Source organism: Brucella oryzae, assembly GCF_041929965.1.
GTDB classification, from domain to species: domain Bacteria; phylum Pseudomonadota; class Alphaproteobacteria; order Rhizobiales; family Rhizobiaceae; genus Brucella; species Brucella oryzae.
Genome location: NZ_JBHEEO010000004.1, coordinates 280,482 through 293,364 on the forward strand (window position 1 = coordinate 280,482; position 12,883 = coordinate 293,364).

The window sequence follows — 12,883 nt, forward strand, 5'->3', positions numbered from 1 at the left end:
TTTGAAACATGGTTGTATATTGGGCCGCGTGCCGGAAATGGTGCGCGGTCCTGCAACTATTTGCGAGGCGCGACTATTTGTTCTGGACGCGGGTGTCAAAAATGCTCACAAAGGGATTGGCGTAACGCTTCGCGGGCGGGTATTGGGAATCGGCTGGCGAAAGCACGCCAGCAACCTGAAAGGAGCCCCCGACGATCATGCGTGAGCTGACAACTGGTCCCCGCGTACTGCTCAAGCGGTTGCGTGAATTGATGGCGGAGCCGCTGGAACCGCAGGCGCGCCTTGACCGGATCGTTCGCGAGATCGCCCAGAATATGGTCGCGGAAGTCTGCTCCTTCTACATATTACGTGCCGATGGCGTTCTCGAACTCTATGCGACCGAAGGCCTCAATCCGCAGGCCGTCCACCTTGCCCAGCTTCGTCTCGGCCAGGGGCTTGTCGGCACGATTGCCGCAAGTGCCCGCCCGCTCAACCTGACGGATGCGCAGAGCCACCCGGCCTTTGCCTACCTCCCTGAAACCGGGGAAGAAGCCTATAATTCCTTCCTTGGCGTTCCTGTCCTGCGCGCTGGCCGTACTTTGGGCGTTCTTGTCGTCCAGAACAAGACCAAGCGGGCTTATCGGGAAGACGAGGTCGAAGCACTTGAAACCACCGCCATGGTCCTTGCTGAAATCATCGCGACCGGTGACGGGCTGCGTCTGGCCCGTCCGGGCATAGAGCTTGATCTCGGTCGCCCGATGAGCGTGACAGGACAGGCTTTCAACGACGGTATCGGCCTTGGCCATGTGGTGCTGCATGAGCCGCGCATCGTCGTCACCAATCTTTTCAACGAGGATAGCCAGGCAGAGCTGAACCGGCTGGACGAGGCGCTTGGCAGCCTGCGCATATCGATCGATGACATGCTGTCGCGCCGCGATGTGGCGGTGGAGGGCGAGCATCGCGAAGTGCTCGAAGCCTATCGCATGTTTGCCCATGATCGCGGTTGGGTGCGACGGCTCGAAGAAGCCATTCACAACGGTCTGACTGCCGAAGCGGCAGTCGAAAAAGTGCAGAGCGATACACGCGCGCGCATGGTGCATCTAACCGATCCTTATATGCGCGAGCGCCTGTCGGATTTCGATGATCTTGCGAACCGTCTGCTACGCCAGCTGATGGGGCGCGACATCAAGACTATCGCCGAATCGCTGGTCAAGGACGCGATCATCGTTGCGCGCTCCATGGGAGCTGCCGAACTTCTGGATTATCCGCGCGAGCGCTTGCGCGGCGTGGTTCTGGAAGACGGTGCGGCCACGAGCCACGTGGTGATCGTCGCCCGCGCGATGGGTATTCCCGTGGTCGGACAGGCCAAAGGCATTGTCTCGATGGCCGAAAACAACGATGCGGCAATTGTCGATGGTGATGAAGGCATCATGCATCTGCGCCCGCAAGCCGATCTGGAAACAGCTTATGCCGAAAAGGTTCGTTTCCGGGCGCGGCGTCAGGCCCATTACCGTGAGTTGCGGGACAAGCCATCCGTCACGAAGGACGGTGTCGATATCTCGCTTCTGATGAATGCCGGGCTTCTCGTCGATCTGCCGCAATTGTCGGCTTCGGGTGCGGCGGGGATCGGCCTGTTTCGTACAGAACTTCAGTTCATGGTGGCCTCCACATTTCCGCGTGCCGAACAGCAGGAACGCCTCTATCGCTCGGTTATCGAGGCGGCAGGCGACAAGCCGGTGACTTTCCGGACGCTGGACATCGGCGGTGACAAGGTTCTCCCCTATTTCAGTTCGACCGTGCAGGAAGAAAATCCAGCACTCGGCTGGCGTGCTATACGCCTGACGCTCGATCGTCCGGGATTGCTGCGTACCCAGCTGCGTGCGCTGTTGAAGGCGGCGGGCGGACGCGAGTTGAAAATCCTGCTGCCGATGATCACGGAAGTCAGCGAGGTGAAGGCCGCGCGGGAGATCATCGATCGTGAGGTCCGTCATTTGTCGCGGTTTGCCCATCAGTTGCCCATGTGTCTGAAACTGGGAGCGATGATCGAGGTGCCGTCGCTGCTTTGGCAGCTTGAGGAACTGATGTCGCTCGTCGATTTCATCTCCGTCGGTTCGAATGATCTCTTCCAGTTTCTGATGGCAACAGATCGCGGCAACTCGCTGATGTCGGGGCGCTTCGACCAGCTGTCGCCTGCATTCCTGCGGGCACTGCGCTTCATCGTGGAAACCGGCAATCGCCACGGCAAATCGGTTACTCTATGCGGTGAAATGGCCAGCAGGCCGCTTCCAGCCATGGCGCTGGTCGGTATCGGGTTTCGGTCGATCTCGATGTCGGCGGCAGCAATCGGCCCGGTCAAGGCTATGCTCGATCAGCTGGATGCGGGCAAGCTCACGGCCTTGCTGGCGGAAGAGCTGGACAAGCCGAACAGCGCGCATTCGCTGCGTGAAATGCTGATGAGATTTGCCGAAGACAACGATATTCCGTTATAGCGAAGCAAATTAGCCTGACTGGACGGTCGCGGTGCAGGATTGCGCAGCGTCTCGTTTTGCATTTTTGCACGTTGCTGACAATTTTTAGGACATGACATGATCGCATTGCCGCAGGACCGGATGGACCAGCTCTTGAAGCGGTTCTCGATGATCGAGAGCCAGATGGCCAATAATCCGGATTCGGAAACCTATGTGAAGCTTGCATCGGAATATTCCGAGCTGCAGGAGGTGGTCGGCAAGATTCGCGAACTGACCGACGCCCGCAAGGAAGCGGTCGATCTGGCGGCTATGCGTGACGACGCCGCCACAGATGCCGAGATGCGCGCGCTGGCGCTGGAAGAGCTGCCGGAAGTGGAAAAGCGCATTGAGGCACTGGAGCAGGAAGTCCAGATTCTGCTTCTGCCCAAAGACGCTGCCGACGAGAAGAATGCGATCCTCGAAATTCGTGCCGGTACGGGTGGACTTGAGGCGGCGCTGTTCGCCGGTGACCTGTTTCGCATGTATGAGCGTTATGCCGCCGAAAAGGGCTGGCGGGTCGAACTGGTCTCGGCCAGCGAGGGTGACGCCGGCGGTTACAAGGAAATCATCGCTACCGTTTCGGGCAAGGGCGTGTTCTCCAAGCTCAAGTTTGAATCGGGCGTGCACCGCGTACAGCGCGTGCCTGAAACGGAAGCTGGCGGGCGTATCCACACATCGGCGGCAACGGTTGCTGTCCTCCCGGAGGCAGAAGACATCGATATCGAAATCCGCAACGAGGATATCCGCATCGATACGATGCGGGCATCGGGCGCTGGCGGGCAGCACGTCAACACGACCGATTCGGCGGTTCGCATTACGCACATCCCGACCGGTATCATGGTCGTTCAGGCTGAAAAATCCCAGCACCAGAACCGCGCACGCGCCATGCAGATTTTGCGCGCGCGCCTTTATGACATGGAGCGCCAGAAGGCAGAAACCGAACGCTCAGAATCGCGCCGCAGCCAGGTCGGTTCCGGCGATCGTTCGGAGCGCATTCGCACTTATAATTTCCCACAAGGGCGCGTCACCGATCATCGCATCAACCTGACGCTTTATAAGCTCGACCGGGTCATGGAAGGCGATCTGGACGAGCTGGTCGATGCGCTGATTTCCGATCACCAGACCGCGCTCCTGACCGAGCTGGGCGCCTGAGCGTGAGCGGCGAACGCCTCGACACACTGATGAGTGCCGCCCGGAAACAACTTCGGGACGTGGGGCTCGATACACCCGATCTCGACGCGCGGCTGCTGGTCGAATGGGTGACGGGGGCAACTCGACTCGATCTGATTTCTACGCCGGAAAAGCTGATTGATGAGGAACGTGTCGCGGTGCTTCGGTCTGCACTGAAGCGCCGGGCTGCAGGCGAGCCGGTACATCGCATCATAGGCATGCGCGAGTTTTTCGGCCTGCCTTTCCAGCTCTCCGCTGCGACGCTTGAACCGCGTCCCGATACGGAAGTGCTGGTGGAATTGGTCATTCCGGCACTGGAAGCGCTGACGGCGCAGAAGAGCACACTTGAACTGCTCGATATGGGAACAGGAACGGGCGCTATCATTATCTCGCTTCTGCATCGCTTCGAGTGCGCGCATGGCATCGGTCTCGATATGGCGGAAGGCGCGCTTGCGATGGCGCGAATCAATGCTGTCGCCAATGGCGTAGGCGACCGCTTTGCCGCATTTAAAAGCGACTGGTTCCAGAATGTGAGCGGGCGCTTTCATCTTATTGTCTCAAACCCGCCCTATATTCCGCATGAAGACATTGCGGGACTTTCGCGCGAAGTGCGTGAACATGATCCCCTCGCCGCACTTGATGGCGGCGCCGATGGACTGAATTTCTACAGAGCCCTTGCACAGAAGGCAGCAGATCACCTATATAAGAACGGAATGGTTGCCGTAGAGATCGGCGCCGGACAATTCCAGGATGTTGAGGCGCTTTTCGAAAGCGCAGGTTTTTCTCTCGCAGGACATGCGAGTGATCTTGGCGGTCACAGAAGGGCCATGCTTTTCGCGCACAAATAAAATACGCAATTTTGATGCGCTGAACCGCTAAAAAACACTTGGAATTTGCGGCGAAGCCGTTTAGTTTCCGGCCACCGTATACAGCCAGAATGGTTTTGCCCGCTGATGGGCGGTAGCGGAAATGCTCCATGGCGATTTTTGGTCATGCTCCCCGGAGGGTTCTTTGGGGATGGCTTGTGCGGAAGTACACGACCTTCAAGCATAATCTCGAAGAGCAAAGCTTTTCGGAATGGTTATGCATTAATGCAACCGCGGAGTTTCGGTGACCTATAGAGGTGTACCTAACTCAGGAGCAGTCGATTTGTGGGAAGTTTTTAGGGCGTACTTCCTCCATGGCTCGATAGCGTGAAACCGGCAGCTTTTTTGGCTGTGGAGTTTCTACGCCCTTTAATCTGAAAAGAGATGAATATGAGGCCAGCACAGCAGAACAGGCGCATGCGCGGACGGGGGAATAACAATAATAACAACAATAACCGCAAGGGCCCCAATCCTCTGTCGCGCAATTACGAAAGCAATGGCCCGGATGTGAAGATCCGCGGCAATGCGCAACATATTGCAGAAAAATACTCAGCACTTGCGCGGGACGCACAGGCATCTGGCGATCGCGTGATGGCAGAAAACTATCTTCAGCACGCTGAACATTACAATCGCATCATCATGGCTGCCATGGCGCAGAATCCGGTGCCGTTCCAGCGCGAAGAAACCTTCGACGATGACAGTTCGGATGATGAGGAAGCAGGTTTCACGCCTGCTGCAGCACAGCCGCAGCCCGTCAACGGTTCGGGTCCGCAGCCGGTTATCGAAGGCACGCCGGCCGAGGTCGTCTACGGCGAAGATGGTGGCGAGCCGGTAAAGTCCGGCGAAGGTCGCCAGCAGCCGCGCGAACGCGATAATCGTGATCGTCGTCTCGGTCGTGGTCGCCGTCCGCAGCGTGAGCGCTTCAACGCTGACGAGCGTTCGGATGAACAGCCGCAGGAAAAACAGGCTCAGCCGGTGGCTGAAGAGGCTTCGGCTCCGGTTGAAGCTGTTGCCGAGCAGGCAGCACCTGCGGTCGTTGAAGCCGCTCCTGCTGCCGATGCAGCACCTGCCGAAGAAGCCGCACCACGTCGTGCCACGCGCCGTCCGGGTCGCCCGCGTCGTGCCGCCAAAGATAGCGGGGACGAGACGCCAGCGACGGAACCTGCAAATTCCGACGCTTAAATATGTGTCTTCGCAATCGAGTTCAAAATGGCGCGGTTTCCGCGCCATTTTTATTTGGCTCTCCAAGTGCCTGTAACCCTTGTCGAAACCCGGCCATCGTCCCATATGCTGTCTTGGAAAGAAGCCTGCCCTGTGTGGGGGCTTCGTCACCATTCATCTTCCGGTGCCGCATGATGGGCTGGAAGGCAAAGGAGACATCATGAATATTGAAAAATATACCGAACGCGTCCGCGGCTTTATCCAGTCTGCACAGACTTTCGCGCTGTCGTCCGGCAATCAGCAGTTTACGCCGGAACATGTGCTGAAAGTTCTCGTCGACGATGATGAAGGACTTGCCTCGTCCCTGATCGAACGTGCCGGTGGCCGGATTGCCGATGTGCGTATCGGCTTGCAGAACGCGCTTGAAAAGCTGCCCAAAGTGTCGGGCGGTAACGACCAGCTTTATCTCTCGCAGCCGCTTGCCAAGGTCTTCTCACTCGCCGAAGAGCTTGCCAGCAAGGCCGGTGACAGTTTTGTCACCGTCGAGCGCCTTTTGACGGCGCTGGCGATGGAAAAATCCGCGAAGACATCTGAAATTCTTTCTGCTGCCGGTGTGACCCCGACAGCGCTCAACAAGGTCATAAACGATATGCGCAAAGGTCGCACTGCCGATTCGGCGTCCGCTGAAAGCAATTATGATGCGTTGAAGAAATATGCCCGCGATCTGACCGAGGATGCGCGTTCGGGCAAGCTCGACCCGGTGATCGGCCGTGATGAGGAAATCCGCCGCACGATCCAGGTTCTGTCGCGCCGCACCAAGAACAATCCGGTTCTGATCGGCGAGCCGGGCGTCGGCAAGACCGCAATCGCCGAAGGTCTGGCGCTTCGCATCGTCAATGGCGACGTGCCCGAATCCCTGAAGGACAAGCAGTTGATGGCGCTCGACATGGGAGCGCTGATTGCCGGTGCCAAATATCGCGGTGAGTTCGAAGAACGTCTGAAAGCGGTGCTTTCGGAAGTGCAGACGGCTGCAGGACAGATCATCCTCTTCATCGATGAAATGCACACGCTTGTCGGCGCAGGCAAGTCCGATGGCGCGATGGATGCATCGAACCTTTTGAAGCCAGCTCTTGCACGCGGCGAACTGCACTGCGTCGGCGCGACGACGCTGGAAGAATACCGCAAATATGTCGAGAAGGACGCAGCGCTTGCCCGCCGTTTCCAGCCGGTATTCGTTGATGAGCCGACGGTCGAGGACACGATTTCGATCCTGCGTGGCCTGAAGGAAAAATACGAGCAGCATCACAAGGTGCGTGTTTCGGATTCGGCTCTGGTTGCTGCGGCGACCCTGTCGAACCGCTACATCACCGACCGTTTCCTGCCGGACAAGGCAATCGATCTTGTCGATGAGGCGGCGTCGCGCCTGCGCATGCAGGTCGATTCCAAGCCGGAAGAGCTGGATGAAATCGACCGCCGCATCATGCAGCTGAAGATAGAGCGCGAAGCGCTGAAGGTTGAAACGGATGCGGCTTCCAAGGATCGTTTCCAGCGCCTGGAAAAGGAACTGACCGATCTGGAAGAAGAATCGGCCGAACTGACCTCGAAATGGCAGGCTGAAAAGCAGAAGCTCGGGCTCGCCGCCGATCTCAAGCGCCAGCTTGAAGAGGCGCGCAACGCTCTCGCCATCGCACAGCGCAGCGGTGAATTCCAGAAGGCAGGTGAGCTTGCCTATGGCACGATTCCGCAATTGGAAAAGCAGCTTGTCGAAGCGGAAAGCCAGGAAAACAAGGGTTCTCTGCTGGAGGAAACCGTTACGCCTGACCACGTGGCGCAGATCATTTCGCGCTGGACCGGCATTCCGGTCGACCGGATGCTGGAAGGCGAGCGTGAGAAGCTGTTGCGTATGGAAGACGAAATCGGCAAGCGCGTCGTCGGGCAGGGCGAGGCGGTGCAGGCCATCTCGAAGGCTGTTCGCCGTGCGCGCGCCGGGCTTCAGGACCCCAACCGGCCGATCGGTTCGTTCATCTTCCTCGGCCCTACGGGCGTCGGCAAGACGGAACTGACCAAGGCGCTCGCCGCGTTCCTGTTCCAGGACGACACGGCCATGGTTCGTATCGACATGTCGGAATTCATGGAAAAGCATTCCGTGAGCCGGCTGATCGGCGCACCTCCCGGCTATGTCGGCTATGAAGAAGGCGGCGTTCTGACGGAAGCTGTGCGGCGCAGGCCGTATCAGGTGATCCTGTTCGACGAGATCGAAAAGGCGCATCCGGATGTGTTTAACGTGCTGTTGCAGGTTCTGGACGATGGACGCCTGACAGACGGGCAGGGCCGCACGGTCGATTTCCGCAATACGGTTATCATCATGACCTCGAATCTCGGTGCCGAATATCTCGTCAATCTTGGCGAGAAGGACGATGTCGAAACCGTTCGTGACGAAGTGATGGGCGTGGTGCGAGCTGCCTTCCGTCCGGAATTCCTGAACCGTGTCGATGAAATCATCCTGTTCCACCGGCTGCGCCGCGAGGATATGGGGGCGATTGTCGATATCCAGATGCAGCGTCTCCAGATGCTTTTGAGCGATCGCAAGATCGTGCTGCAACTGGAAGAGGATGCACGCGAATGGCTGGCCAACAAGGGCTATGATCCGGCCTATGGCGCACGTCCGTTGAAGCGTGTCATCCAGAAGGAAGTTCAGGACCCGCTCGCCGAGCGCATTCTTCTGGGCGACATTCTGGATGGTTCCATCGTCAAGATTACCGCCGGTTCGGACAGGCTCAATTTCCGTCCGATTCGCGGGGCGCTTGAGGATGAAGGCCAGAAGGTCGACGAGAACGCATAAGCGTTCGTGAGTTGAAGGCTTGGGGCGCCGCAACCGGATAGGTTGCGGCGCCTTTTTCATGTCTGGCCTGAAAAGTTTTCCGGCTTTCCTTCGATATCGGCCATTTTCATGTCCAGTTCATCTGGCATCTGCTCTATCAACTAGAGCGGTTCCCATTTTAACAGAATCGGCGGAACCGCTCTAACTGATTGTTTAGTCGCATTATCCTACGCAAAACCGCTTCGCACTTTTGCTGGAAATGCTCTAATCAGTTATTAACCATATTCGCGGCATCCATGATCTCTCGATCACCCAGGGCATCCTTCATGGCGCATCACACACACATGCTTCGTTTTGCTTTGTTTGCTTCCGTTGCGGCAATCACCGTCAATGGTCCCGCGCGCGCCGACGAAAGCAGGTCTGCAACGGTTACTGAACGCCCGGTTCAGCTTGCGCAGCTTTATGATCCAGGCGAGGAAATCTATCATGATCGCCGGGTGCGGGTCTTTATCGACCAGTATGGCCGCCGTGTTACCATGGACCGTCGCGGGCGCATCCTCAGTGTCGAGGACGCCAATAATTATGATCCGAACGCCTATGACCGTCGGGCTCGCCGTGCGCCGCAGCCAGATGACAACTGGACACTCGATGGTCCGGTCGATGGTGGTGCACCCTATGACGGTTTCGGCAATGTGCCCGAGGACCCGAATTATTATCCGGACGCTCCCGCGGCACCGCAATATGGCGGCAACCGGGATGGACAGGTGCAGCGGTCGGAACTGCCTCCGGCAGGCGATCAATATCCCGACAATACCAACACCAATTCTGCCAGTGCGAATCCCGGCTATGACGGCCAGCAGGATTATGGCCAGCCGGGTTATGAGCAGCCAAGGGGCGTTCCCAATCCGAGCGACATGGCTCCGGCCATCGAAATGCCGAAGGGGCAGGGCGCAAAGGCGAAGATCGCAGCCTATCAGATACTTCTCGACCGCGCGGGTGCATCGCCCGGTGTCATCGACGGTCGCTCGGGCAGCAATGTCGACAAGGCGGCTGCCGCCTATGGCGAATTGACCGGCAAATCGATCAATCCAACAGACGAAGCGGCCGTCAATGCCGAGCTTGAAGCGACAGGTGGCCCAGCCTTCACCGAATACACGATCACCAATGAGGATGTGGGGCGACAGTATGTTGCCTCAATTCCGGAGGATTACGCCCACAAGGCGCAGTTGCCAGCGATGGCCTATACATCGGTCACCGAAATGCTCGGCGAAAAGTTTCATATCGACGAAGCCTATCTGAAAGAGATCAATCCCGGCGTAAACTTCAATCAGCCGGGTTCGGTTGTTAAGATTCCCAATCTCGGCAAGCCTGTCAGGACCAAGGTGGCCCGCATCATTGCCGACAAGGGGCGCAAGCAGGTTCGTGGTTATGACGAAACCGGTAAGCTGGTCGTTGCCTATCCCTCGACTATCGGCTCGTCGGACAATCCTTCACCATCCGGTATTGTTCAGGTCGAACGCATCGCGATTAATCCGAACTACACCTACAATCCGAAGATCAACTTCAAGCAGGGCAATAATGACAAGGTGCTGACCATCCCGCCAGGGCCAAACGGACCGGTCGGCACGGTCTGGATCGCGTTGTCGAAACCGACCTACGGCATTCACGGCACACCGGAGCCGTCGAGAATCGGCAAGACGTCGAGCCATGGCTGCGTGCGATTGACCAACTGGGATGCAGAAGAGCTGGCAAAGCTGGTGAAGGCCGGTGTAACGGTCGAGTTTACCGAGTAAGTCTGGCGACATTCTTTAAGAAAAAGGCCGGAAAACGCTCCGGCTTTTTTCTTTATCAGCTCTTCGTCGATCCGTTCGAGGCGAGCTTGGTGCCGTTTTCATCGCTGTTCAAAAGCGCATCGATGCGGTCTCGTTCCTGCTTGAAGGCTTGGAGTTCCTTGCCTGAAAGCGCCTTGTTGTCGGGTAGACGGATGCGTAGCGGATCGACCTTGGTGCCGTTTACGATCAGCTCGTAGTGAAGATGAGGACCGGTCGAAAGACCCGTCGAGCCAACATAGCCGATCACCTGTCCCTGCCTTACGCGCGCACCGGCGGTAACACCACGGGCGATAGCGTTCTGGTGGCTGTAGCTGCTCACATAACCATTGGCATGACGAATCAGGGTCTGGTTGCCGTAGCCATTGGTCCACCCTGCTTTTTCCACGACGCCGTTACCGGAAGCGATGATCGGTGTGCCGCGCGGGGCTGCCCAGTCCACGCCAGTATGCATGCGGCTATAGCCAAGGATTGGATGACGGCGCATGCCGAACGGTGAGCGGAAAATACCATTTGGAACCGGATTGCGCAGCAGGAACTGTTTCGCGCTCTTGCCGTCGCCATTGAAGTAGTCGACGCTGCCGTCCGGGGCCTGATAGCGATAGAATTTGCGGGTCGTTCCGCCAAAATTGGCCGAAACATAAAGAAGCTGCGAATCTGCTCCCTGTTTGTCGGGGTCGTCCGGTAATGAGAAGAATGCGTCGATCTGGTCGCTCGGCGACAGCCGCGACTGCAGGTCGACATCGCTTGCCAGCATCTTGACGAGCTGTTCGCGCATCGTCTCCGACATGCCATAGGCGAGCGCGGCACGGCTGATCCCGTCATAGACACTCGGCAAATTGCCTCGAATGGCTGTTGGCAACGCATTGCCATCGAAAGCCGTCTGTAGGAGCGGGGTCTGTTCCGGTTCGTCCGAAGGGATATATTGTCCGCGATCATTGAGCGCAACCGTCACCAAATGGGTCGTGCGATTATAGATGCTTGCCCGCACGATATGGTCCACACCATCATGTGTCTCGGTGCCGACCCGCAGAACACTGCCTTCCTTAAGCCGCGGCGAATTCATCAGCTTGGCGAGTGATTTGGCCATGTTTTCAGCATCGTCACCGGAATAGCCGGCATCTTCGAGCGTTTGTGCAATTTCAGCTGTCTGGCGGAACGGAATCAGTTCTTCCGAAAAGCCTTCGCCAACGGTTTCATCATCGCCGCGCGGTGCGACACTGACATTCTCCTGCGTAATTTTCACGCCAAGCGCTGGCCCGAGTGCAAATGGAGAGTCGGAGCCGCCAAAACGGGCAGGATCGACATAATGAAGCGAGGCGACCTGAACGTCACCGTCCGTCAGAAGACCGCCCGTATCGCGCACAACCTTTTCGACCTCGTCAACGGTAAGGTCGCTGGAAGCATCGAATGTTGCACTGTTCATCGGAAAATCGACGACACGCAGGCTGACTTCGCTTTCAACCTTGGCACCATAGATCTGACCTGCATCGGCAGGTTGCGGTGCGGCAGGGCCTTCGGAAAACACGGTTAGAGCATTGAAAGCCGGATATTTCCGGTTTGTCGGATGATCGACGGCGAGAGCCATGCGGACAAATTCAAACGGTCGTGTCCGAATGACTTCCCGTTCACCCACTTTCTGCATCGTGGAAAGATCGAAGCGGCGCCGGTCGCGCGCCTTCTGCTGGGAAACCGTACTGACAAGACGTCCGCCCTTGGCGATGGCGGCTTCGTCGGTCGGACCCGGCATGTCGGTCCGGGCAAGAATTTCGGGTGGGGTCGCCAGCTGTTCGCGGCCATCGAGAGCGGCAAACAATGCAACGCCGATCAGCATGCAGGATGTAACGCCGGTCAGAAAGGTGCCAGCCAGCCAGCGGGCAGAAACTTCACGACGATCTGGTGGCCGTCGCCGTCCGCCTACGCTGAGCGGGGGCTCGTCACCCGGATCGAGATTGTTCGGCCCCATCTCTTTCATGCTGATATAGCCGGCCCTTCTTCAAAAACGGACTGCACAAAACGTGCTTGAAATCATTTATCGGAAAAGCGGATGAGCCGCTAATCCGGTGCTAAGGTGTCTTTCATCCTTTGGGAAGGCTCCCAAACGGGCATGAGAGTTTTGCCTTCCGAAGAAACGTAAGTCAACGACAAGCCTGCCGGACCAGGATTTCCACAGCGGTGCGCAAGTCGCGCTTCATTGCCGGTTTCGAAAGCTTCGCGGAAGCTATTTGGTTATTAAGGCTGGTTTATGGCCCTTCTAAGTGTGCTCGGCGCAATGTGTGCCCTTATAATATAAGGTAAATACGTGGAAATCTGACGGCTTGTGGAAATCTGTCAAAAAAACATCAAAAAACTTCCTTGATGCTGTTGACAGATATGAGGGGTGCCCCCTATATACGCCTCCACAACGAGGGCGGCGACGCTGCTAGCGGCAGGTTGGTTCGTCCCTTTGGTTGGTTGAGCGGGTTGAGCTTTCAAGGTTTTAACTGGTTTGGCTGGCGGTCTTGACGGGGTGATTATCCTGTTGAGGTATGGAGAAAAGAACGGCTTTTA

General features: G+C 57.5%; 7 protein-coding genes. 6 read left to right on the top strand and 1 reads right to left on the bottom strand.

The window, feature by feature from the left end:
• Positions 1-197 precede the first annotated feature (197 nt).
• From ptsP to JNC70_RS06290, 6 genes are all read left to right on the top strand, one after another.
• Positions 198-2,468, top strand: a complete 2,271-nt coding sequence (ptsP, locus tag JNC70_RS06265) for a phosphoenolpyruvate--protein phosphotransferase (protein WP_104754958.1) — start codon at positions 198-200, stop codon at positions 2,466-2,468.
• A 96-nt stretch (positions 2,469-2,564) separates the two neighbouring features.
• Positions 2,565-3,638 carry a peptide chain release factor 1 gene (gene prfA, locus JNC70_RS06270; RefSeq protein ID WP_104754957.1) on the top strand — a complete coding sequence of 358 codons (1,074 nt, stop codon included), beginning with the start codon at positions 2,565-2,567 and terminating at the stop codon, positions 3,636-3,638.
• A 29-nt stretch (positions 3,639-3,667) separates the two neighbouring features.
• A complete protein-coding gene (gene prmC / locus JNC70_RS06275; protein WP_104755211.1) occupies positions 3,668-4,504 on the top strand; it encodes a peptide chain release factor N(5)-glutamine methyltransferase in 837 nt (278 codons plus the stop codon).
• A gap of 408 nt (positions 4,505-4,912) precedes the next feature.
• Complete coding sequence (locus JNC70_RS06280) at positions 4,913-5,704, top strand: DUF4167 domain-containing protein (RefSeq protein WP_104755210.1); 792 nt, start codon at positions 4,913-4,915, stop codon at positions 5,702-5,704.
• A gap of 199 nt (positions 5,705-5,903) precedes the next feature.
• Positions 5,904-8,525, top strand: a complete 2,622-nt coding sequence (gene clpB, locus JNC70_RS06285; RefSeq protein WP_104754956.1) for an ATP-dependent chaperone ClpB — start codon at positions 5,904-5,906, stop codon at positions 8,523-8,525.
• A gap of 305 nt (positions 8,526-8,830) precedes the next feature.
• Positions 8,831-10,297, top strand: a complete 1,467-nt coding sequence (locus tag JNC70_RS06290) for a L,D-transpeptidase (RefSeq protein ID WP_104754955.1) — start codon at positions 8,831-8,833, stop codon at positions 10,295-10,297.
• A gap of 55 nt (positions 10,298-10,352) precedes the next feature.
• Here the strand turns inward: JNC70_RS06290 and JNC70_RS06295 are convergent, their stop codons facing one another.
• Entirely contained in the window at positions 10,353-12,308 is a 1,956-nt protein-coding gene (locus tag JNC70_RS06295; protein WP_104754954.1) for a M23 family metallopeptidase, read from the bottom strand.
• Positions 12,309-12,883: the final 575 nt, after the last annotated feature.

Excerpts from the sequence above, each read along its gene's own strand:
- ptsP (WP_104754958.1), top strand. The coding sequence starts at position 198 with ATGCGTGAGCTGACAACTGGTCCCCGCGTACTGCTCAAGCGGTTGCGT.
- prfA (WP_104754957.1), top strand. The coding sequence starts at position 2,565 with ATGATCGCATTGCCGCAGGACCGGATGGACCAGCTCTTGAAGCGGTTC.
- prmC (WP_104755211.1), top strand. The coding sequence starts at position 3,668 with ATGAGTGCCGCCCGGAAACAACTTCGGGACGTGGGGCTCGATACACCC.
- JNC70_RS06280 (WP_104755210.1), top strand. The coding sequence starts at position 4,913 with ATGAGGCCAGCACAGCAGAACAGGCGCATGCGCGGACGGGGGAATAAC.
- clpB (WP_104754956.1), top strand. The coding sequence starts at position 5,904 with ATGAATATTGAAAAATATACCGAACGCGTCCGCGGCTTTATCCAGTCT.
- JNC70_RS06290 (WP_104754955.1), top strand. The coding sequence starts at position 8,831 with ATGGCGCATCACACACACATGCTTCGTTTTGCTTTGTTTGCTTCCGTT.
- JNC70_RS06295 (WP_104754954.1), bottom strand. The coding sequence starts at position 12,308 with ATGAAAGAGATGGGGCCGAACAATCTCGATCCGGGTGACGAGCCCCCG.